The sequence below is a fragment of the Sediminicola luteus genome, from assembly GCF_002514735.1.
GTDB lineage: Bacteria > Bacteroidota > Bacteroidia > Flavobacteriales > Flavobacteriaceae > HQA918.
Genome location: NZ_KZ300477.1, coordinates 328,768 through 351,423, shown reverse-complemented (window position 1 = coordinate 351,423; position 22,656 = coordinate 328,768). Strand labels below are relative to the sequence as shown.

Sequence of the window (22,656 nt, the reverse complement as noted above, 5' to 3'; positions counted from 1 at the left end):
TATAGTATATCGTATGGATTTAAAAATGTCATCATTTTTTTTGTTCCGTACCGAAAAACCGCTGTTTTGAGGCCCATCCACCTCCTATCAGTAGTAACACGATACCCCCATAGCGTAAATAGTGGAAGCCCGATGTGGGTGGGTCCATGGTGAATGAGAAAAGGGTGTTGCCAAAGGAATCGGTATCAACTTTGATATCCGAGGCCTTATCCGGGAAGTTTATGACAAAGGTCTGTTGCAATTGTCCCCCGAATTCCTCAGGGTTGCTTACCAACATATATTTGGTAGGTGAGAGTTCTGTCAAATGGGCGTCCTTTTCATCGGTATCCAGTGACCATTTCCCCCTTTTATCGATTTTGCAGACCCCATAAGCCTTTAGTTTAAAATTAAAAGAGCGGGCCATATCGTCCTTTTCGAGATTGAAATCACTTAGGAAATACCCGGGCATCCCGCGTTCCACTTCCCGTTTCAAAGCGGCTGGGTTGTTTCCGAAGTTGTTGTTCCAAACCTGCCATTGTTGGGCGTTCATCTTCATGGACATGTTCAAATCGGCATTGCCTAGGCCATCGATGGCCATTTCAATGGTTTGGGAATTCTTTTGGGCCAAGGCCCACTGGGTGATCAAACAAATGATCCAGATGTATCTTGTTCTCATTTCCATTATCTTATAGTATTGTAAACTTGGTTGATCAGGTTACTGTTCTGTTGGTAAAGGAAGTCGGGCGCCCCTATGGACACGATACGCATACCTTGCCCACGGGGTAATGCCTTACCGATCCATTTGAAAGTGCCGATCTCGGAATAGGTCAGGCCTGATATGGCATTACCGTTGGCCTGGTATTGTAAGGACATGTTGAGTTGCGAAAACCCTTGGTTGATGTATCGCATGGCCTGTTGGAGGTCGGTGGTCCGAAGGTCATAGATCGTGACCGTGGTCATTTGGTCGGGTGCGACCACTTGGGCGGTGACCATGGGCAGTTGTGGTTCCGGCCTATGGAGTATCTGCCAACCCGTGGGAATGGTCATGGATAGGGCGTTTTTCGGGGCCGGGATATTCCCACCGGTCCGCTGTACCATATCCTGGACATAGTTGCCGCCAGCCTCATCAGCGCCCCAGCGGGCCGCGATCTCGTCTACCTTTTTTCTAAGGGATGCATCGTCCTTGAGGTCCATGGAGGTGACCCCTTGTTGGTTGATCAAGTGGATATCCACCAGGGTATATCTGGGATCTCCCATTTGGGACCGTTGTATGAATTCCTGTAGTTGTTCCTGCCCTTTTTTAAATGCTTCTTCAGCAGAGGCGATTCCGCCAAGCCCTTCACCACTGATACCTGTGGCCTCAATGGCAAAATATTGGCCGTTCATTCGGAATCCCGGGTAGGCATGGCCGGGAATAAAATAGATGACCGGATCCAATCCAGCGGCGGAGAGTATGCTGGCATATAGGGTGCTGAGTTCTATACAAAGGCCCGTATTACCGGTAATGACCTCCCTGGGTAGGCGTACCTGTTGGACCATACTTTCCACATCATCCGTCCTTTGGGGAATGCCCTTGGTGCCACTATAGACCATATGGGCCTTTCGTGTGGCCTCATAGATCCCAGTCAGGAACCGTACACCGTCCTCAGGTTTTCGCGTTACCGAGGCAGCTTCCCCTTTGAGTATTTTCTCTTGAAGGTTTTGTGTATAATATTTTACCACAGGGTCGTTCGGGGTCACAAAACAGGCTATCAGGGCATTATTATCGTATACATCGGCCCAACCACTGATTTCCTCTCTTTTTATTCCCGTGTAGGCATATTCGTTACGGTTGGTAAGTTTGAATTTAAAATCCTCCTCCACTATGTCGTCCTCATCCGCCCCATCCCAACTGACCTCCAATTCCACTTTTTCAATAGAGGAGGTGGTCTTTTCCGTAATATCATCGTTAAACTTCGGATAGCAGGGTACCACCATGGATTGACCTGGGAACAACTGACCGGAGACCTCAAGTTCTGTCCAATCGATGTAACCGGGAATCCTGTATCTTAAGGTGACGTCCTCCAATGTCCGGGAGCCCCTATTGTCTATTTTGGCCTTGAACAGATAGTATTTGCCATCCAAAGCGTCCGGGTCGGCGTAGACCCGATGGGCTGCTGGCATGATAAAACCGGCCTTTTCGATCTGTAAATCCAGTTCTCTCTGTTTTTCCCAGGGGATGTAACTGGCAAGGGTTAGCATAAGCCCCATTCCGACCAGTAACATCGGATACTTGATTTTTTTCATTAAAGTGGACTTTAAAGGTTGTTTATCTTGTATCGAGCTTTTCGGAGTATGTCATCATTTAATTTTTGTATTCTGATTTTAATAAGTGAGCAATCATTCAGTTTTTAGGATAAAAAGCTATTTCTTACCAACGTCATCTATTAGAGACATTTTTACTCACGGCAGTTTGCTTTTAGGTAATAGTTGATTGGAGGTATGTATCGGAGAAAGGTTAATCGAGCCTGCGTTTTTGAATAAACTGGGATATAATCTTCTTATTTGAGTAATACCTAGCCCCAACAATTAAGAGGGTTTGGTATAATAAATAATGGAGCCTCAAAAACTTGTTACAGTATGACTTGACTTTGTGGAACCCCACTTGGAGAAGAATCAACTAATTTATGCTGTAGGGCAATGATTTCATCTGAGAATTTATGAGAACCTTGTGTTCTGTTGTCTATGTTCTTTTCTCAAGAAAGCTTCAATGTAGATGTCAAAGGTATATAAACATGGGAAATGGGTTGAATAACTATTTGTGCCAATTCGGAATATGCATGGTTAAATGAACCCTTCATTAATTGTTGAACTTGTAAAAGGTAGTAAAGTGTAGAGTGAGATATAAATTAATATGTAAATGAAAGGAGTGGTCGTAATTGTTTGTGAGACCTTTGCCTAAAACAGAACAATTGCGCTTGATTCGGAAAGAATATTAAATAGAATATAGTGGATTGTGTAGTTAAGTTAGTATTTGGGAAAACCACTGTTTCCAATAAAATGAAAGTACACAATTTGGAAACTGCTATAAATTGTGTTAAAAAATGTTAAATTTTTGGTCGAAACTGAAAAGTGAGCAAAAAGTGAGCAGAAGCCAAAAAACAAGAAAGGCCCTCGATTTCTCGAAGGCCCGTCCTCACTGGGTGGAGAATACCGGAGTCGAACCGGTGACCTCTTGCCTGCCAGGCAAGCGCTCTAGCCAGCTGAGCTAATCCCCCTTGTATGGTTATCGGTTTGCAAAACCGTATTGTTTCAGAACGTTTGGGTAGAAGTTCAGTGACCTTCCCGACCTATGTCGGGACACTCTAGCCAGCTGAGCTAATCCCCTTATTTTTTGGTGATGCAAAGAAACTGCTTTTTGCCAAAAATGCAAAAGGTTTTACGAAAAAATAAATAGGTCTTCGTCTATCGATTTGAACTACTTAGGTTAAACACCACGGAATCAAGGTTTTTGGCTTTAACGTCCGTGGTGTTTCTGCCCTGCGGGATTAGTCTTTTTTCACACTCAGTACCAAAACCGGAATGGGTACATAGAATTCCGATTTTAAAATGTTGTTCTTCTCCCATAACTTTCTAAAGAACCCACGTTTTCTACGGAAAACACAAAGTAAATCGGGTTGCTTTTCTTGAAAATGCTCGATTACCCCTAAATAGGTAGTGGCATTTTCGGTTATGGATATCTTGGAGCTAATGTCCATTAAGGCCGGGTCAATTCGGAGATCTTCGTCACTATAGCCCGGTGTTTTTACAAACAAAAGGTTGATGACCGGGTTTAAGCGTTCTTTGATTATTTCTAGCGGGAAAAGAATTTTCTTGCGCTTTAATACCCCAGATTTAAAAGCGGTTAGCACCGAACCAAAAGCTTTATAAGTACTGCCTTTGGGTACGATTAATGTGGGGATATTGGTACGTTTTATAATACGTCCGGAAGTGGCGCCCAAATAAAAAGCCTCGTTCACATCGTTACTTTTAGGTGCCATTATGATCAAATCGATACCCAATTGCTTGTCAATGCCCTTTAAGCCATCTATAAGATCGCCGGAAGCGGTAGCTATTTTAACCGTTACCCCTTCGGTATGTACACTTTCGATAATACCTTTTAGCCTTTCTTTGGTACTTTCTTCCAATTTTTCATGAACATTGGCCAGGTTTCCCGCTTTGTTCCGAATATTCAAAACTTCCATAACATAGATATCGGAAGAGAATTCACGGGCAAAATCAACAGCGTATTGAAGGGTATTCGTAGCAGTTGGGGAAGACCCAATGGGTACCAGTATGTTTTTCATGTGTTTATGATTTAGTCGGTTTTAAACTGTGATAAGTTCCATTACCTATAACGGTATATGACGCTTTTATTATCCCTAAATTTACGATTTATAAAACATCTTTTATGATTCAATTGGCGAACTTATCGGAAATTGATGCCATTCTTGAAATGACCAAGGCTTGCGCCCTTTTTATGCAAAAACAGGGCATTTTTCAATGGAATGCCCATTATCCGTCTCGTAGCGCTTTTGAGAAAGATGTAGCACGTAACGAATTGTATACGCTTTATGAAGGCCAAACTTTGGTGGGCTGTGTGGTGGTATCCGATTTTATGGATGCCGAATACAAAACCATTTCTTGGTTAACCCCAAATGGTAAGAATGGGTATGTACATCGGTTGGCGGTACATCCCGATTATCAGGGAAAAGGTTACGCCCGGCAGCTACTTGATTTTGCTGAGAAAACCGCCAGAAAAAGGGGCTGGATTTCTATGCGACTCGATACTTTTAGCCAAAATCCGCGTAATAATACCATATACGAAAAACGCGGCTATACGCGCTTGGGCGATATCTTTTTTCCAAAACAAAGCGAAGCGCCCTTTCACTGTTACGAATTGGTTTTTTGATCTATGGCGCAATCCATAAACTTTAAAAGTATCAACCGCTTGGCCATTCCGGCTACCTTGGCAGGTATTGCCGAACCCTTACTGTCTATAACAGATACGGCCGTAGTGGGGAATATTCCGGTAAACGGCCTCGAATCTTTGGCCGCAGCCGGTATCGTGGGTTCGTTCATTTCCATGTTGGTTTGGGTGCTTGGTCAAACGCGTTCGGCTATTTCGGCCTTGGTCTCTCAGTATTTAGGTGCGGGTAAACTCAACGAAATAGGTGCTTTGCCGGGGCAGGCCATATTTTTTAATGTGGGCCTAAGTATAGTATTACTGATAATTACCCTCTTTTTTGCCCAGCCTATTTTCGAACTTATGGAAGCCTCGGGTACCATTTTGCAATATTGTGTCTCGTATTATTCCATTCGGGTATGGGGGTTACCTTTAACCTTGTTCACCTTTGCTATTTTTGGCATTTTCAGGGGTTTACAGAATACGTTCTGGCCCATGTTGGTCGCTTTGGTAGGGGCCTTACTTAACATAGGCCTCGATTTTTTATTGGTCTATGGTCTTGAAGGGTTTATACAACCCATGTATTTAGAAGGGGCTGCTTGGGCAAGCTTGATCGCCCAAGCGGTTATGGCTATTATGGCTTTTGTATTGTTGTGGATCAAGTCGCCTATTTCTTTAAAGTTACGTTTTCCGATACATCCAGAAATGCGGAGGTTGATCGGTATGAGCCTTAACCTTTTTGTACGTACGCTCTCCTTAAATATAGCCTTAATGTTGGCCGTACGTGAAGCTACCGCTTTGGGTGATCGCTATATTGGCGCCCATACCATTGCCATTAATTTGTGGTTGCTGGCCGCATTTTTTATTGATGGTTATTCGGCTGCGGGCAATAGTATGGGGGGGCGACTTTATGGGGCAGATGATAAAAAAGGACTTTGGAAATTGGCCAAATATGTAAACGGTTATGCCCAAATAATTAGTTTGGTTTTGTTGATAGGCGGACTAATAGCTTATAAACCCATAGGTACTTTGTTTACCAAAGATGTGGTGGTTTTGCAGACCTTCTATGCTATATTTCCGTGGGTAATTTGGGCCTTGCCCATTAATGCCTTGGCTTTTGTGTTCGACGGACTTTTTAAAGGTATGGGGCAAATGAAATACTTGCGTAATGTATTGCTGGTGGCGACTTTCTTAGGATTTATACCTACGCTGTATCTGGGCAAATACCTGCATTGGGGTTTACAAGGTATCTGGGTGGCTTTTTTGGTCTGGATGGCCTTGCGGAGTTTTTCGCTTTGGTATAGGTTTCGGGTAATGTTTGCGAGAAGTTAACCTAAGGTCGATTGCCTCATACATACAAAGGAATGTCACCTTTGGTTTGCAAGTGCTTCAAAACGGAGTAGTAAAAACAGGATATGATTAATACGGGTCTACAGAACCCCAGTTTTCACCCGATTTTATACGATATAATTGCATTTCCGAAATACCGAATTGCTTCGCGATCATTTTCATCCTAGTCTTGCGGTTGGGGTCGTTGATCTTTCGCTTGATGAGTTTTACCTTGGTTTCGGTGAGCTTGGAATAGGTTACCCTTCGGGGCCTGTTTAAATGAGTGGGGCCTGTAAACTGATGGACTTCCTTTTCCCTTTTGGTGGCCCATTTTAGGTTTTCTACCCGGTTATCGGTCTTATCGTAGTTGAGGTGGATTACAAACCGATCCCCTTCCTTTTGCTCTAAGAAATGTTGGGCTACCACACGGTGAATATAACGAGCCGTAGATTTACCCGTTTTTTGGCGCAGGGGAATATAGGTATAGCCCTGCATCACCATTTTTTTCAGTAAATAGGGGTTGTCGCCACAGCAATTTAAAACACGTCCGTAGCTAGATATCTTGTACTTACATCTTTCGGAAATCTTGTCGTCAAATACTACATCTTTCCAAATCTCATTCCTAAAACTACGTATTACTTCGCTCATTATCAGGGTCTTCAGCATGGGTTCCGAAGCTCAATGTAATAATTTTTATCGATAAACGGTATTTAACAGGTACAACCTTACACATTCTTACAAGCCTGGCTTAGCGCACTAGAACAAGTTTGGGTGTTACCTCCTATAATTCCGAAGGGCGATTTCCATGGCCCAATTGTATTTTTTGGAATTTAAAAATGTCCAGCTTAGGTAATCGAACAAGCCCAAGTAGGTCCACTCCCAAACGAAGTAATTCAGCCACATGGTTTTACGGATTCTTTTTCTGATGCTGGTCACTTCATGGTTATCGAAGCCATTTTGTTCGAGTAGCCTTAGGTCTTGTTGATGTTCTTCCGCACTCAGTTCCGTATCTAAATAAGGTCTACATAATAATTCCCAAATATCCGTACGTTCCACTATGGGTATGCTATGATCTTTAGCGAATTTCTCTAGCTCCCTTTTTGCGTCGGGGAGTACAAATAGTACTTCTTGATGATTGCGAACCAATGAGGGTGGGTAAGTATGTAAGTTTACTTGGGTAATGTGGGCCGAAGCTATTTTGTTGGTTTTATGAAGAAGCGATGGTTTAAAAAAATAGCCATTGGGGTATAGCAGTTCGCCATCTGTGAATTTGCTACTATATTTCAGCTGTTTTTTATGCATGGCAGGGGTTTCCGTAGCAACAAAAGTTACGCAATTTACCGCGGTTTTTCTATTTGCTGTATTTTTGGATAAAACATAAACCATGGCTACAACACGCACCAACGGAAGTTTGTATACCCATATTCAAAATGGTATTGCTACGTTAGAATTCGGACATCCGGCATCCAATTCCTTTACGGCCGAACTCTTGCAACGGCTTACCCGGGCATTGCAAGACTTAGCCAAGAATGATGAGGTAAGCGTAATCGTTTTAAAATCGGAAGGGGAGCGTGCTTTTTGTGCCGGTGCTTCTTTTGATGAGTTGGTGGCGGTTTCGAATTTAGAGGAGGGAACTACCTTTTTTAGTGGTTTTGCCCATGTAATAAACGCCATGCGGTTATGTCCGCAACCCATTGTGGCCCGTGTGCAGGGTAAATCTGTTGGAGGTGGGGTAGGACTTTTAGCTGCTTGCGATTATGTAATGGCCACGGAGGGGGCATCGATACGCTTATCGGAACTAACCATAGGGATTGGCCCTTTGGTAATTGCCCCTGCGGTAGAACGTAAGGTGGGCAAGGCCGGTTTGGCCGAGCTTAGTTTGTCCCCCACCGAATGGAAATCGGCCTATTGGGCACAAGAAAAAGGACTTATGGCCAAAGTGCTACCAGACGTGGAAAGCTTGGATAAGGAAGTTTTGTTCTTTACCGAAAAGTTGTCCAGTTATAATCCGGAAGCCTTGGCCGCCATGAAACAGGTACTTTGGGAAGGTACCGAAAACTGGGACCGCCTTTTGTTGGAAAGGGCCGAAATGTCGGGCCGACTGGTACTGTCGGAGTTTACCAAAAAGGCCTTGGCCAAGTTTTCTAAATAGTTGTTTTTAAGCGGGATTAGATCAATGACCCATTGGTTTTTGAGACTTTTCCGGGTTTTTTATATGCTTTCTGTGAATTAATCGTTAGTTTCATAGGTAGTAGTACCTTCATGACCAACACTATGACCAAAACCGATTTGTTCCGTATCCTTATCAAGACCATGGGCCTGTTCTGTGCCATTGAAGGTCTTTTTACCTTAATCCCTGTTTTTAGGTATACCCATGGTTTCTTTACGATGGGCATGGTGTTGAACACGGTGTTTGTCTTGTTATTGCTGGGTATTACCTATGTGTTATTGTTCCAGACCGACCGTATCATACGCTGGTTGCGACTGGAAAAAGGTTTTGATGAGCAGCATATTGACCTGGGCGGATTGGATAAACGCAAAGGGCTCTACATTGCCTTGCTGATTGTGGGCGGACTTTTGTTGGTGAACAACCTGCCTACTTTTTTATACGAATGCTACGATGCCTTTAAGCAGTCCGTGGCACCAACTTATTTTGAGAACGACACCGTTTTTATAGATGAGGAAGTATTCGAATATAGGACTATGGCCATAAGTGGTTTGGCCAGTTTGTTCGGTTTTCTGATACTGACCAATTATCAGCGTCTGGCCCAATGGGTTGAGCGTAAACCCTAGTCAAGTAAGTCCAATGTGGTATGTACATTTTGCATAAGTGCCGCCTCGTCTTCAGTCACTTTACCCACTACCTGAATTCCGTTTTGAAGGGTAAACAGTAATGCGGCCAAAGCGGTTAGATCTTTACCTGAACCGAATTGCCCCTCAGCTTCCCCTTTTTCCAAATATTCAAGGAATAAGGCCTCAAAGTCCGATTTATTCCGTTGAAAGAAAGATTGCATAGCTTCGTTTCCGGGCAATAGTTCCGTACTACTGTTTACGATAAAACATCCTTTGGCCTCGGAATGTGACAAAGCGGATTTTAGGGTTCGTTCAAAAAACGATTTAAATCCTTTCCGAATATCGCCATGGGAAAACAATATGGTCCTTATTCGGGCCAGGTTCTTTTCCCTATACCGATCCAAGGCTTGGATAAATAGTTGTTCCTTATCGCCAAAAGTATTGTACAAGCTGGCCCTATTGATGCCTAAATGCGTGACCAATTCCTGAACGGAGGTGGCGTGGAATCCTTGTTTCCAAAACAGGGAAATAGCTTTATCGAGTACATCTTCTTTGCGGAATTGTTTAACCCTAGGCATAAAAAAGGGGGCTTTTGCCCCCAAAAGTAACCAAACGGAACTTACGTTCCAAAATCCACTTTCCGATTTAGGACAATACCGTATTAATATGTATTCCGCCATCGATAATATATTCACTTCCGGTAATGAAACTGGCTTTGTCAGAGGCAAGGAAACTGACCAAATGAGCTACATCTTCCGGAGACCCGAAACGTTTTAAGGGAACCTGTGCCCCCATGTTCTGGGCCATACCTTCTATCTGTTCTTCACTCATACCGGTTTTTTCGTAAATGGGAGTAGAAATTGGCCCAGGACTTATGGCGTTAACCCGAATGTTCCGTGGCGCTAATTCTATAGCTGCGGTTCGGGTATACGAATTTAAGGCAGCTTTGGTCGCGGCATAAATACCTAGGTTGGGAATGCCGGTGTAGGCACTGATCGAGGACACGTTAATTATGCTCGCCCCTGTGTTGAGCAACGGCAGAAACTTTTCAATGGTAAAAACCGCGCCTCTAAAATTGATATCCATATGGGTCTGGAACAGCTTTTCCGTCAATCCCCCGATCGGTGTAGGTGTAAAGACACCTGCATTTACAAAGAGTAGGTCAATTCCTGAATAGGTGTTTTCAACCTTACGGACCAAGGCATCGATGTCCGATAGCTTTGATACATCGGCGGTAATACCGACTATACCTAGTTCTTGGGCCGCTTTTTCCACTTTTTCGGCATTTCGGCCGCTTATGATCACTTGGGTCCCTTCTTCTTTTAAAAGCTTGGCCGTGGCATAACCTATTCCACTATTTCCTCCTGTTATTACGGCTACTTTTTTGTCTGATGCTTTCATGATGTTTTGTTTTGGAATGAATGTTCTGAAACAAAAATACAAATAACAGAACGAACATTCCAAATAAAATCTAAGACCTACTTCCACAGTTGTTTTCTTTAGGTTAGGACACATTTAGTACTTTTGAAGGGTAAATAAAGTATATGAAGAATTTTAGGACGGAGTTTAAATGGTCTTTGATTTTTTCCGTGGTTATGTTGGGGTGGATGTACTTGGAGAAAACATGGGGCTGGCACGATGAAAAAATAGCCAAACATGCCCTAAATACCCTGTGGTTCGGAATACCGGCCTTAATCGTTTACTTTTTTGCCCTACGCGATAAACGTGAAACCGATTTGGGCGGTAAAATGGAATGGAAGCAGGGCTTTGTCAGTGGGATCATCTTATCGGTTTTAATCGCTATCCTTAGTCCGCTGGTACAATACATAATACACACCTATATTTCACCCGACTATTTCGACAATGGCATTCAAATGGCACTTGAGAACGGAAAAACCACCAAAGAAAACGCCGAGGCCTATTTTAACCTGAACAGTTATATGATCCAAGCTGGTTTGGGCGGACTGTGCATGGGCATGGTAACCGGGGCCGTGGTGGCCCTGTTTGTTAAGAAACAATAAACCCTTACGACTTAGCGTTAGAAGGAAAATTCTTAAGTAATGGATGTACTTTCTTTTTTAAATGGAGATTTGGTGTTTCCTATCTTGGCGCTATTCGTAGTAGTGATATACTTTATAAACCGTGTACGTACGAGACGTAAGTTTAAAAGATAGTTAGACTGCATTCCTTTAGGGCTTTATGGCATAAAAAGGTTGTGTAGAAGGATTGTAAAATCCCCTCTTTCATAAAGGCTCTAACCTATATAGCATTCATTGTAGTAGAAGAACCTCGACCACATTGAAATTGATGGTATCTTTGTCCCCTAAACCAGTGTCATGGATCGCATTCGAATTACCAAACAATTTAGTTTTGAAACCGGACATGCCTTATATGGCTACGATGGTAAATGCCGTAATGTACATGGGCATTCCTATAAACTTTCGGTAACCGTAATCGGTACACCCATTTCTGATACCCAGCATGTAAAACTGGGTATGGTCATCGATTTTGGCGATCTAAAAAAAATCGTGAAGGAAGAAGTGGTAGATGTGTTCGATCATGCCACGGTCTTTAACAAACATACGCCGCATATTGAACTGGCCCAAGAGCTTCAGCAACGTGGGCATCAGGTTATTTTGGCCGATTACCAACCTACCTCAGAGAATATGGTGATTGATTTTGCCCAAAAAATAGCCAAACGATTACCCGAAAACATCCAATTGTTCAGCCTAAGGCTACAAGAAACCGATAGTTCGTATGCCGAATGGTTTGCCAGTGACAACTTAGGTTAGAAAAACAGAACTTTTTTATCGTTGTTCCATGGATTCCGACCTCTAAAGTCTAAACCCCTTAGAATCGGATATTGCGGAATTTTGTTCAATTGGTAGTACATTTACCCTATGCGAGACCTCGACCTGCCCAAAGGAAAGAAGATTTACTTTATAAGCGACCATCATTTAGGGGCGCCTACCCAAGAAGCCAGTAAAAAACGGGAGTTATATTTCGTGTCTTGGTTGCAGCAGATCCAAAAAGATGCCGCGGCCCTTTTTATCGTGGGGGATCTTTTCGATTTTTGGTTCGATTATAAAACCGTGGTCCCAAAAGGCTTTACACGTACCCTGGGCACCTTGGCCCAAATGGCCGATGCGGGTTTGCCCATTTTCTTTTTCGTAGGCAACCATGATCTTTGGATGGATGGTTATTTTGAGGAGGAACTCGGTATTCCGGTCTTTCACAAACCCCAGCAGTTCCGCGCCCAAGGCAAAACCTTTTTTGTTGGCCATGGCGATGGACTGGGCCCGCACGACGAAGGGTTTAAACGCATGAAAAAAGTGTTCGTACACCCCTTGTCGAAATGGTTGTTCCGTTGGCTGCACCCCGATATTGGGGTACGATTGGCCCAGCACCTTTCGGTAAAGAACAAAATGATCTCAGGCGATGACGATATCCATTTTTTGGGGGAAGACAAAGAATGGTTGGTGCAATACGCCAAACGTAAGTTAGAGCATGCCCATTACGATTACTTTGTGTTCGGCCACCGTCATTTGCCCATGGAAATAGATTTGGGCAAACAGTCTACCTACGTGAATCTAGGCGATTGGATCAACCATTATACCTATGCCGCATTCGATGGAGAAAGATTAGGGCTAGTACACCACCCCAAGCCAGAATAGAATACCTTAGTTAAGGCTCAGCTGATCGAGGTATTGATCCAATTCCAATTGAAAGAGGGTACCTTGTACCAAATCGTTCAGTTGATCGAGCTCATCGAGGCTTATGGCCATGGTCAAATGCTCCATAGGGGTTTCCAACAATAAAGAACGGCAACTGCGGTTTAAATCGCACTGGCCGCATGCACTCTTTTGACTGCCCATGGATTTATGGATCTGGTTGGCGAACTTTTGAATACGTTTTTTGTCGAGTAAAAATCCGGTGTCGCGAAAAACCAGTTGTACCATATGCGATTTCTCCGGAATGTTTTTCCAGCGAAAGGCAATGCCAAAATCGTTATGGTATAGGGTGTTTACGTCTTTCACCGCTGCTCTTATTGCGCTTTAAATATCCCTTTTTGTTCTAGTTCCGCCATGGCAGCTAATACTTGATCCATAGCAACGGTCATACTCTTGGCCGAAATGGTGGCCCCGGAAATGGCATCTATATCCGAACCATAGGTCAGGGAAGTACCCGGGGTGAGTCCGATAAATTGTTTTAACCAGCGTTGACTCCCGATCTGTCGGCCGTGTTCTTCCCTATAGATCAATACTTTCGATTTACGTACACTTAAATCGGGGTTAAACAGCACCAAATAATCGAAAGTACGTTTCATACTATTGGCTTCTCCTAAATAGCCATAGCCCACAAGGTTACCATCCTTTTTTATGGCGAACAAACGGTCGTTGCTAAAATCGAGCGGGCTCTCCATGGGAATGGTCACCGCTATAGTGCTTTGTTCCCATTCGGTTAGGGTATAGGCCCGTTCTATGGCCGATTTGATCTTGGCCTCCAATTTCGGGCTGGTTTTCCAGGCCGTTAAAAAAAGGAAGGCAGCCGCTGTCATTACGGCCGCCCTCCAAGGGAAGCATGTATACTTATTTGCCTTCACTAGGGGCAGTTTTATTGTTTTCGGTCTCAATGAATTTCTCTAAAACCGCCATAATCTCTTTTTTGCCCCCATTGGCCTTTTCTACGGGGTACATATGCATGAACAAGGGTTTTTTATCTATGCTTTTGGCCAATTTCAATGGGGTGTCGCGGTCGTAGATCTTATCCCAAGACTTTCGGACTTTGGCCCAGAATTTTTGGTTTTCCTTCCACCAGTTTTGGGCAGCCTTACATTGGGCATCGTCTACTTTTACATAGGTATTGTAGCCTTTTTCTTGGGCTAAAAGCACATCTTTGGCCCCATCTTCGCGAATTACTTTATCGTTATCCTGTTCGTGTACCCAACCATAATCGGTAATTTCTTGGCGGTTACCGCGCTGCATTACGTTATAATCGCTGCGCTTAGAGTATTCACGGCGCGGTAGGGGCGAATCGGTCTTGTTTTCCCAATAGTGCTTGCCATCGGCATGGATCCAAGTGGCCGATCCCGAATAGCGGGGACTATCGTCTACCTGATACACCTTTTGTGTCCATTGCCCTTTTACGGCATCTTTCGGCAGGGTTTTAAAGCGCCACTGGTTGTCTTTGTCATAGTAAAACACATCTTGGTTTTCGTATAACCAATCTTGACGCCAGTGTTTGATCACCATAGTGTCGTTGATGACCAATAGGTGTTGAATGGATAGTTTACCGGATTTGTCCTCGATAAGTTCGGCCCATTCCAAGGCACCAGAGGTATAATCCATATGTTTTTCATAATCTATTTCGGGGGCAAAGGTCTCGGTGTACTTAAAATTGACCTTGTAACAGCCACACATATCTTTTATAGACTGAATGTCTTGTGCCTTTTTGTCGGTCTGTGCCTGAAGGCTAAAAAATACCAGGCCGAGTAATAAGGTGTTCATGCTTTTTTTCATGGTGTAAATAGTTGAATAGTTTGCGTTATCGTCAGGGCAAAAATATTAAATTAATTTAGACTGGATCCAAATAAAATATATATTTGCCTCAAAATTATTTAGAATGGGTCTAAGTTGTCAGGTTAGAACTTTCTTTTTCTTGTTGATATCCATGGGTTTACGGGCCCAGCAACAGGGTGCTCAAAAAGATAGTCTAGACATGCAGGAATTGGATGAAGTGGTGGTCACCGGACAGATTTCACGTACCAGTGTCGATAAATCGGTATTTGAAGTCGAGGTAATCGGGAGGCCAAAAATTGCCCGAATGGCCGGAAACAACCTGGCCGATGTCTTGAACCAGAACCTTAACATTAGTGTACGACCCAGTGCCACTACCGGTAAAAGTGGGGTGCGTTTGTTCGGATTGGACAGTCAGTATTTTAAAGTATTGGTAGATAATATTCCCTTAATCAACGATGAAGGCCTGGGCAACAATACCGACCTGACCCAAATCAATTTGGATGAGATCGAACGGGTAGAGATCGTAGAAGGTTCCATGGGGGTGCAGTATGGATCCAATGCGGTAACCGGAATTATCAATATAATTACCAAAAAGGATAGTCGTTATACGTGGAAAATCACCCCTTATCTTCAAGAAGAAACCGTAAGTGATGAATATGCTTGGTTCGATGAAGGAAGGCATATTCAAAGCTTAAACATTTCCCATAATATATCTGATGCTTGGTATGCGAGTGCTGGGTATACCCGTAACGATTTTGCGGGTCATTACAACGGAAGAAAGGGCGAGGACTGGCCTGAAAATGACGGGCTACGAGGGCACGAATGGCTGCCAAAATTGCAAAACTCGGCCAAAGGATTGCTACGATATAGAAAGGGCGATTTTCAAGCCTTTTACAAGTTTGAGTATTTCGATGAAAGGGTTTCGCGTTACGACTCGGTGGTACGTACGAATTACAATCCGGCTACGCAGACCACCAATCCTACCGCTAGCGACGAAGTTTTTACCACGAACCGATGGGTACATAACCTAAATGCCAATGGTAAATTGGTAAAGAAATTTGATTACTATCTTTCCTTGTCTTACCAAGAACAGAAAAGAAATATTGAGGCGTATACCTATTACATCAATACGGGCCAAAAAGATGTACAGGCCGACCAAGAATATGAATCTCGAGATGCCCTTTTTTCTCGGGGTACCCTTTCAAAATCTTTTGCCGACTCTGGTTTTGGATTACAATTGGGGTATGAGATAAACCATATCAATGGCTATTCGTCGCCATTTGCCGGCAGTTTCCAAGAAGCGGTAGATCGCAGTCTAACGGGTTATGACTTTTTCAGTTCTGCAGAGTTCAAACTCGGGAATCGATTCGCTTTGCGTCCGGGCATCCGGGCTATGTTCGCATCTCAATTCGATTTTCAAATGGCCTATTCGCTAAGCGCCCTATATCAGCTAGGTCAGGGCTATCAGCTTAGGGCAGTGTTAGGTAATTCACCAAGAAACCCGAATTACGACGAACTGTTTTCCTATTTTGTAGACATAAACCACGATCTTAGGGGTAATCCCGATCTCAGCCCGGAAAAAGGAAGATCGGCCATGCTTCATCTGAAGAAAACTTTTAACGGTACAACCCAAGATTGGTCGTGGCGTACCAAATTCTCTGCCCGATATCTTACAGTTAAAGATCGTATCGAATTGATCGTGGTCAATCCATCGCCCTTGGCCTACAAATACAACAATATAGATGAATACACCAATTGGGGGGTAAACTGGACCAACCGCTATCAACAAAACCGTTTTCAGGCAGAATTGGGCTTGGGCTTGAGTGCCACCTCCAAAGTGCTGAACTCCCAGGTGAGCTATAACGACGATTACCTTTATGCTTTTCAGCTAAATGCCAGCTTGGGGTATCGTATACCAAAGATAGATGTAATGGGCTCGTTGTTTTATAAATACAATGGCCCCGAATATCAGTTTGCCCAAGACCCCAATGATGCCGAGCGTTTTGTACGCAATAAATTGGATGGCTATGGCTGGATGGATGCCTCTTTACAAAAATCCTTTTTAGATAACAGACTGCAGCTTACCCTTGGGGCCCGAAACTTATTGGACGTTACCCGGGTAAACTATGGCTCGGCCTCGGGTGGTGCCATTCACGGTACCAACATAAACAGCCTCTTACTGGGGTATGGCCGCTCTTATTTCGTAAAACTATTATATAACCTAAATATTGATTGATACTGTGAATCCTGAATGGGGCGCATGTATAAAGATGGCCTTTAAGTTATCGTCGGCAGTTTTTGTATGAAGCCTATTTCAGGGACAACTAAATTATTACCTATGAAATTCATGAAATACTATTTTACCTTAATTATTGTTGCGCTATTGACCATGGGTTGTAGTAGCGACGACAATGCCCCGTTGGCCGATTTTGTGGTGGCCTTCGAAAACCCTTCTTTAAGTTTTGGGGCCGAAGAGACCGAAAAACCTGTGAATATTGTATTCTCGGTTGCCGCCCGTGAAAATGGGACCCTTACCATTTCATATACCGATAGCAATACCGAGTATGGTACCGATAAAGATTATACCACCGACCCAGCTGCCTCAAATGGCAGTATAACGGTACCTTTTTCTACTGGTGAGACCCAAACCTCGTTTACCTTTAATAAGTTACGTAATGCTATTGAGGGTGGTGCCGAAAAATCTGTAAACTTTACCATTACCCAAGTGAGTGTGGCCGATGCCAAGATCCAGGGCAATACCAGTACCAAGGTAGATTTTGCCGCATCTGCTGCCACGGCAGGTTCAATTTCACCCGAGGTTGGTGGGCCTAACGAACCCAATCAGGTGTTTGTCGATTTAAGTTCCCTTACCCAAAAAGCCAGTAAACGCGATGCATGGGAACTAGGGTTTTATATGGGTGACGACCATAGGGTAATTATCAACGGTTCTTTGTTTATGGCCGTAGCCCAATTGGAAGAAACCAATTTGGCCGCCGTTACCGAAGCCACCGTGGCCGATTTAAAACCTTTGGTGGCCGTAGGGACTTTTCAGGCCGATAATATAAAGTATGTAGATGGTGTAGATGGCGACCTTTCCAAAACGGCAATAGCCCAAATTGCGGCCAATGACGATGACAATAAAGTGTATCTGGTCAATTTAGGAAGTGCCATAGGTACCGAATCCCCGAACGTGGGCTCTGTTGATATCAGCGACGACCCCAGGGGTTGGAAGAAAATCAAGATTCTTAGATCCGATAATGGGTACCGATTACAATACGCCGATTTGGATGTGACCGATAACTTCGATGAAATTTCCATTGCCAAAAACAGCGATAGCGGCGATTTTAGATTTGTAAGTTTTACGAGCCAGATCGTTGATGATGTTCGCCCCGTAAAATGGGATATGAATTTTACCGTGTTTACCAATGAGATTCCCGGATACGGATCATATGGGTATGCCGATTTCATTGCCACCAACCGATTGGGCGGTGTTAGTGCCTATAAGGTGGAGACCTCTGAAAAAGCCTATGCCGATTTTGTACGTGCCGATGTAGTCGATGCTTCTTTTGATGTGGATCAAAGGGCTATTGGTAGTGCCTGGAGAAATGGTGGTGGCCCTGGTACCTTGCCATCCATTAAAGATGAGGTATTCTTTGTATTGAAAGATACCGACGAAAACCTCTATAAGATTCGCTTTACCGCATTAACCGATGCCGATGGGGTACGTGGTAATCCTGCCTTTGAATTCGAATTATTACAATAACTGGTATGATGCGTATCGTATATATCGTTTTACGTTTGATCCTTGGGGGCATGATGCTCTACGGAGGGGTCCAAAAATTCCAAAAACCCATACCTACCCCGGTTGAGGTGGTAGAAAAGGCGGAACAGTTCAAGGCACCGGAAAAAGAGGAAACCTTACAAAAGATCCTATATATCTCCGGATCTAAACAAACCGGATATTTCTGGCAGGTATTGGGTATCTGTGAGTTGTTGTTCGGACTGTTATTGGTGCTGCAAAAGCCCGGATTCATTGGCGCGGTTTTCCTCTTACCGATAACCTTGCATATCTTTTTGTTCCACCTATTCCTCGAAGCCGATGAAGTGGGCGAACTGATTCAAACCGGAGCCTTGTTCTTGATCAACATCGCTTTGGTACTAAAAGAAAAGGAAAAATGGAAGCAACTCCTATGGTTGCCTATCTAATAGAACCCTAATAAAAGGGTGGACAACATAAGGTTCCTGAAACCTTTCGTTGCGTTAGTTTACGTTGAGATCAAAGGTCTGGTGTGGTGCCAGACCTTTGTGTTTACCGATAATCGGCATTTAATAAAGGATTGTGTAACTTTGAAACCACAACCTTCCTATGCATGCATAATAATTTCGGATTTCCTATCTTTGGGAAAACCCTAAACCGCATATTATGCCCATACCCGCTTCTTTTACCGATCGCTTGAGTTTGCCGGCCGTTGCCGCACCCATGTTTTTGATTTCCGGACCTCAATTGGTCATCGAATGTTGTAAAAATGGTATCGTGGGTACTTTTCCGGCCTTAAACCAACGCACCAGTGAAGGTTTTGAAGAATGGTTGGTCGAAATCAAAACCGCCTTGGCCGATTTTGAAAAGGAAACCGGAAAGAAAGCGGCACCTTTTGGGGTTAACCTGATTGTGCACCCGACCAATCCGCGCTTAGAGGCCGACGTAAAACTTTGCATAAAACATCAAGTACCTTTGGTAATCACTTCTTTGGGGGCCGTATCTATGGTAGTCGATGCCATTCATAGTTATGGAGGCTTGGTTTTTCATGATATTATTAAAAAACGCCATGCCGAAAAAGCAGCCGAAGCTGGGGTAGACGGACTTATTTTGGTGTCCGCCGGGGCTGGCGGACATGCCGGAACACATAATCCAATGGCCTTGATCTCGGAAGTACGCCAGTTTTTCGATAAGACTATTTTGGCGGCCGGCTGTATCAGTACCGGACAAGATATTGCAGCGGTTATGCAAATGGGGGCCGATCTGGCCTATATGGGTACCCGTTTTATCAATACCGAAGAAAGTAAGGCGCCTGAGGCCTATAAAGACATGATCATTGAGGCCGGTGCCAGCGATATAGTATATACGGCGGCTATCTCAGGGGTACATGCCAATTTTTTAGGGCCAAGCCTGAAGGCCATGGGCATTAGTGAAGAAGATTTGAAGAAAGAAACCAAGGTAGATTTCGGCAAGGAACTCGATACCGAGGCCAAAGCCTGGAAAACCTTATGGAGTGCCGGACAAGGGGTGACCAACATTCACGATTCCGTACCAACGACCGAGTTGATCCAACAACTAAAATCCGATTTTAAAGCGGCCATAGGACGCCAAGCCCAATTATTGGAAACCTACGCCTGATTTCGAGCTAATGACCGAGGTGTTTAAACCACCCTTTCCGTTTACCAATGGGCATTTTTCTACGATTTTTGCCTCCAATTTCCGTAAGGTAGCCTTTGGAGGGCAACAAAGGGAACGCCTGGAACTTAACGATGGCGATTTTTTAGACCTCGATTGGAGTTTTGCCCCATCGGTTTCCGATACGCTTGTGGTACTGTTCCACGGACTTGAAGGTAATGCTCAACGCCCCTATATGTTAGGTGCTGCCCGGGTTTTTGTTGATGCTGGTATCGATGTGTGTTCGGTAAACCTGCGTGGTTGTTCCGGGGAAACCAACCGCTTGTTTCGTTCGTACCATTCCGGAGGTACAGAAGATGTGGATGCCGTATTGCGGTTTGTACTTGAAAAAGACCGTTATAAACAGCTGTTTTTTAAAGGGTTTAGCCTTGGCGGAAATCTAGTGTTACGTTACTCTGGGGAAGGACGAAGCCTTCCTAAAGAACTCAAAGGGGTCATCGGGGTTTCGGTACCTTGTGATTTGTACGATTCACTTTGTCAACTACTACACCGGAAGAATAGGTTGTACGAATGGCATTTCCGGAAAAAATTAGTGGCCAAGTTACGGGCCAAACAAGAACGATTTCCCGATAAACTGGCCCTGAGCGATATTCAAGACATAAAATCTTTATGGGACGTAGATGAACTGTATACCAGCAAGGCCCACGGTTTTTTGGATGCCCTGGATTATTACACCCAATGCAGTTGCCTTCCGGTATTGGAACATGTGCACATTCCGACTTTGATCATCAATGCGAAGAACGATTCGTTTTTGGGTGCCGCATGTTACCCGGAAACCCTAAGCAATCCACAACTCAAATTAGAGATTCCGCAATATGGGGGGCATGTGGGTTATTATTTCTTAAAGAAAATGGCCTATAACGAAAGCAGGGCCTTAAAATTCGTGAAAGAATTCCTTTAGACCACCCTTTTTTGTACTTTTCCTTTCTCAATGTAACTCGAAACAATAGCATGAAAAAGGTAGTAGCAATTTTGGCCCTGGCAGCGCTTGTAGTAAGCTGTGGGGAGAAGAAAGAAGAGAAAAAGGAAGGTTTTGCCATCAAGAAGGCCAAGAAAGAGGTTAAAAAAGAAGTGGCTTCCGAAGGGGTTCCCGTAGACATGGCCAACCAAGGTGTGGGTCCGTTTAAAGAAGTAACCTTCGGTGATATTGACCAAGCTTTGGTAGATGCCGGTAAGGCCAAATACAGTACCATTTGCACGGCCTGTCATTTACCCGATAAACGAATGATCGGACCAGCCTTAAAAGGCGTGTACGAGCGTAGGAGTCCGGCCTGGGTAATGAATATGATCAAAAACCCGGATGTAATGATTAAAGAAGACCCTATTGCCAAGGCTCTGCTAAAAGAATATAACAATGCGGTAATGCTCAACCAGAATCTGAGCGATGACGATGTTAGGGCCATTGCCGAATATTTAAGAACTTTCTAGGCCAAGCCATCGACCTTAAAGGTCATATTACATTCTAAAAAATCCGTAGGAATAAATACCTACGGATTTTTTTTATGGCTTTCCTCAAAAATATCCGGAAGTTAAGGCATAATTCCGATAGCTTCCGTACAGCTGTCGGGACGGGATGTTCCTGTTCTGCAAAATGGATGGTAAAAACATGATATTCATTTGTCTACAATGTTTTTGTTTACCCGTGTTCCCAAGAAAGGGAAAAAGATATTTTCCCTCAATTCAGGAAGCTACGGTAAAGAAAAAATTGTAAGAGGTTCGTTGTCAGTGTCTTTTCTCTTTATTCTATACTCTTTTCGTCTTAGCCATCAAGTTTCGGATGGCTTTGGACTTTCCTTTACATTTCTTTTAGGATCCATTCCAATAGAGTTCAATATCTTTACGCCTAATTCCTGAATGGGGCTAAAAATGTTAGGGTTTAGCATATAACCTTAATTCAAGGATTCTATGTTTGGAAATCTTGCATTACCCGAATCTTGGAATTTTAAAATGAGACTAGTAACCAAAAATTAAAAGTGTGAAAAAAGTGTTCGCCCTATTGGCAACAGTGGCCTTTTTGGCTTCTTGTGCCCCAACCATGGAGTATACTTGGGACAAAGAAGGTGCCGAGGCCAAAAAATTCAATAAGATTGCCATCATTACCGTGAGCAAAGAGTATATCGTTCGCCGGGCCGCTGAAATGGAAATTGCCAAAGACTTTAAGAAACACGGCATTGAAACCGTTATGGGTACCGATCTCTTACCAGAGAATGCGACCAAGGCCGATTGGGCCGCCGAAAAAATGGTCAAAAAATTGAAGGAATTGAACGTTGATGGTGCCATAGGGGTCATTGCCGGTAAACCACGTAGTACCGAAATGCATGTGCCCGGAGCCGTTTTCGACTACCCTTCACCAACTTATGGGTATTACGACTATTGGGGATATATCTTTGGGGCCTATAACGAGGTTACTTCGCCCAGTTATACTTTCGACCGTCAAGAAATGACCGTTGAGGCAACCTTGTACGACCTAACCGTAACCGATAAAAAAGAGGCTGCCATTTGGAAAGGTGGTACTACCTTAAGTACCACTACCCCCATGAAGGCCGGAAAAGGGGCCGAACTTTATGCCCGTAACTTGGTAGATTACTTATTGCAGTATAAAGTGATTAAAAAATAAGAGAGATTTCCCCCATAAAAAAACGTCTTTGGTTAATTAGCCA

General features: G+C 43.8%; 24 protein-coding genes and 1 tRNA gene. 14 read left to right on the top strand and 11 right to left on the bottom strand.

The window, feature by feature from the left end; translation table 11 throughout:
* Positions 1-31 precede the first annotated feature (31 nt).
* From B7P33_RS06130 to B7P33_RS06115, 4 genes are all read right to left on the bottom strand, one after another.
* A complete protein-coding gene (locus tag B7P33_RS06130) occupies positions 32-655 on the bottom strand; it encodes a hypothetical protein (RefSeq protein ID WP_141402399.1) in 624 nt (207 codons plus the stop codon).
* 5 nt (positions 656-660) lie between these two features.
* A complete protein-coding gene (locus B7P33_RS06125) occupies positions 661-2,265 on the bottom strand; it encodes a hypothetical protein (protein WP_097441087.1) in 1,605 nt (534 codons plus the stop codon).
* Between the two features lie 897 nt (positions 2,266-3,162).
* Positions 3,163-3,236: transfer RNA gene (locus B7P33_RS06120), tRNA-Ala, on the bottom strand.
* Between the two features lie 270 nt (positions 3,237-3,506).
* Complete coding sequence (locus B7P33_RS06115; protein ID WP_097441086.1) at positions 3,507-4,304, bottom strand: universal stress protein; 798 nt, start codon at positions 4,302-4,304, stop codon at positions 3,507-3,509.
* A 104-nt stretch (positions 4,305-4,408) separates the two neighbouring features.
* Between B7P33_RS06115 and B7P33_RS06110 the strand changes: the two genes are divergently transcribed.
* A complete protein-coding gene (locus B7P33_RS06110) occupies positions 4,409-4,909 on the top strand; it encodes a GNAT family N-acetyltransferase (protein WP_097441085.1) in 501 nt (166 codons plus the stop codon).
* A gap of 3 nt (positions 4,910-4,912) precedes the next feature.
* Complete coding sequence (locus tag B7P33_RS06105) at positions 4,913-6,235, top strand: MATE family efflux transporter (protein ID WP_097441084.1); 1,323 nt, start codon at positions 4,913-4,915, stop codon at positions 6,233-6,235.
* 87 nt (positions 6,236-6,322) lie between these two features.
* Here the strand turns inward: B7P33_RS06105 and B7P33_RS06100 are convergent, their stop codons facing one another.
* Positions 6,323-6,880, bottom strand: coding sequence for an HNH endonuclease (locus tag B7P33_RS06100; protein ID WP_097441083.1), 558 nt, complete (start codon positions 6,878-6,880; stop codon positions 6,323-6,325).
* A 126-nt stretch (positions 6,881-7,006) separates the two neighbouring features.
* On the bottom strand, positions 7,007-7,534 hold the full coding sequence (locus B7P33_RS06095) for a hypothetical protein (RefSeq protein WP_141402398.1): 528 nt from the start codon (positions 7,532-7,534) through the stop codon (positions 7,007-7,009).
* Positions 7,535-7,616: 82 nt separating this feature from the next.
* Between B7P33_RS06095 and B7P33_RS06090 the strand changes: the two genes are divergently transcribed.
* Complete coding sequence (locus tag B7P33_RS06090) at positions 7,617-8,384, top strand: enoyl-CoA hydratase/isomerase family protein (protein ID WP_097441081.1); 768 nt, start codon at positions 7,617-7,619, stop codon at positions 8,382-8,384.
* A 122-nt stretch (positions 8,385-8,506) separates the two neighbouring features.
* Positions 8,507-9,025 (top strand): hypothetical protein, encoded by a 519-nt coding sequence (locus B7P33_RS06085; protein WP_141402397.1) that lies wholly within the window; start codon positions 8,507-8,509, stop codon positions 9,023-9,025.
* Here the strand turns inward: B7P33_RS06085 and B7P33_RS06080 are convergent.
* A complete protein-coding gene (locus B7P33_RS06080) occupies positions 9,022-9,603 on the bottom strand; it encodes a TetR/AcrR family transcriptional regulator (RefSeq protein WP_172435868.1) in 582 nt (193 codons plus the stop codon). The genes B7P33_RS06085 and B7P33_RS06080 overlap by 4 nt on opposite strands.
* 67 nt (positions 9,604-9,670) lie before the next feature.
* The gene (locus B7P33_RS06075; protein WP_097441078.1) at positions 9,671-10,426 is read right to left on the bottom strand and encodes an SDR family NAD(P)-dependent oxidoreductase; all 756 of its coding nucleotides are present in this window, start codon (positions 10,424-10,426) and stop codon (positions 9,671-9,673) included.
* A 143-nt stretch (positions 10,427-10,569) separates the two neighbouring features.
* Between B7P33_RS06075 and B7P33_RS06070 the strand changes: the two genes are divergently transcribed.
* The 3 genes from B7P33_RS06070 (at position 10,570) to B7P33_RS06060 (ending at position 12,699) form a co-directional block, all read left to right on the top strand.
* Positions 10,570-11,046, top strand: coding sequence for a DUF4199 domain-containing protein (locus B7P33_RS06070; RefSeq protein ID WP_097441077.1), 477 nt, complete (start codon positions 10,570-10,572; stop codon positions 11,044-11,046).
* 315 nt (positions 11,047-11,361) lie between these two features.
* A complete protein-coding gene (locus B7P33_RS06065; protein WP_097441076.1) occupies positions 11,362-11,817 on the top strand; it encodes a 6-pyruvoyl trahydropterin synthase family protein in 456 nt (151 codons plus the stop codon).
* 108 nt (positions 11,818-11,925) lie between these two features.
* Complete coding sequence (locus B7P33_RS06060; RefSeq protein WP_097441075.1) at positions 11,926-12,699, top strand: UDP-2,3-diacylglucosamine diphosphatase; 774 nt, start codon at positions 11,926-11,928, stop codon at positions 12,697-12,699.
* 6 nt (positions 12,700-12,705) lie between these two features.
* Here B7P33_RS06060 and B7P33_RS06055 read toward each other — a convergent pair whose 3' ends face one another.
* The 3 genes from B7P33_RS06055 to B7P33_RS06045 are packed head-to-tail and all read right to left on the bottom strand — an operon-like array spanning position 12,706 to position 14,544.
* On the bottom strand, positions 12,706-13,062 hold the full coding sequence (locus B7P33_RS06055; RefSeq protein WP_097441074.1) for a hypothetical protein: 357 nt from the start codon (positions 13,060-13,062) through the stop codon (positions 12,706-12,708).
* Between the two features lie 8 nt (positions 13,063-13,070).
* Positions 13,071-13,628 (bottom strand): FMN-binding protein, encoded by a 558-nt coding sequence (locus B7P33_RS06050; RefSeq protein WP_141402396.1) that lies wholly within the window; start codon positions 13,626-13,628, stop codon positions 13,071-13,073.
* On the bottom strand, positions 13,615-14,544 hold the full coding sequence (locus tag B7P33_RS06045; protein WP_097441072.1) for a DUF6607 family protein: 930 nt from the start codon (positions 14,542-14,544) through the stop codon (positions 13,615-13,617). Before B7P33_RS06045 ends, B7P33_RS06050 begins: the two co-directional genes overlap by 14 nt.
* A gap of 103 nt (positions 14,545-14,647) precedes the next feature.
* On the opposite strand from B7P33_RS06045, the gene B7P33_RS06040 reads away from it, so the two are divergent.
* The 7 genes from B7P33_RS06040 (at position 14,648) to B7P33_RS06010 (ending at position 22,613) form a co-directional block, all read left to right on the top strand.
* The gene (locus B7P33_RS06040; protein ID WP_097441071.1) at positions 14,648-16,780 is read left to right on the top strand and encodes a TonB-dependent receptor plug domain-containing protein; all 2,133 of its coding nucleotides are present in this window, start codon (positions 14,648-14,650) and stop codon (positions 16,778-16,780) included.
* Between the two features lie 102 nt (positions 16,781-16,882).
* Positions 16,883-18,307, top strand: a complete 1,425-nt coding sequence (locus B7P33_RS06035) for an HmuY family protein (RefSeq protein ID WP_172435867.1) — start codon at positions 16,883-16,885, stop codon at positions 18,305-18,307.
* 8 nt (positions 18,308-18,315) lie between these two features.
* Positions 18,316-18,750 (top strand): DoxX family membrane protein, encoded by a 435-nt coding sequence (locus tag B7P33_RS06030; protein ID WP_245871677.1) that lies wholly within the window; start codon positions 18,316-18,318, stop codon positions 18,748-18,750.
* A 217-nt stretch (positions 18,751-18,967) separates the two neighbouring features.
* Positions 18,968-19,939 carry an NAD(P)H-dependent flavin oxidoreductase gene (locus B7P33_RS06025; protein WP_097441068.1) on the top strand — a complete coding sequence of 324 codons (972 nt, stop codon included), beginning with the start codon at positions 18,968-18,970 and terminating at the stop codon, positions 19,937-19,939.
* A gap of 10 nt (positions 19,940-19,949) precedes the next feature.
* Positions 19,950-20,897: a YheT family hydrolase gene (locus B7P33_RS06020; protein WP_097441067.1), complete on the top strand. Its 948-nt coding sequence runs from the start codon at positions 19,950-19,952 to the stop codon at positions 20,895-20,897.
* 50 nt (positions 20,898-20,947) lie between these two features.
* A complete protein-coding gene (locus B7P33_RS06015) occupies positions 20,948-21,424 on the top strand; it encodes a c-type cytochrome (RefSeq protein WP_097441066.1) in 477 nt (158 codons plus the stop codon).
* A gap of 547 nt (positions 21,425-21,971) precedes the next feature.
* On the top strand, positions 21,972-22,613 hold the full coding sequence (locus tag B7P33_RS06010; protein WP_141402395.1) for a hypothetical protein: 642 nt from the start codon (positions 21,972-21,974) through the stop codon (positions 22,611-22,613).
* The last annotated feature ends 43 nt before the right edge of the window (positions 22,614-22,656 follow it).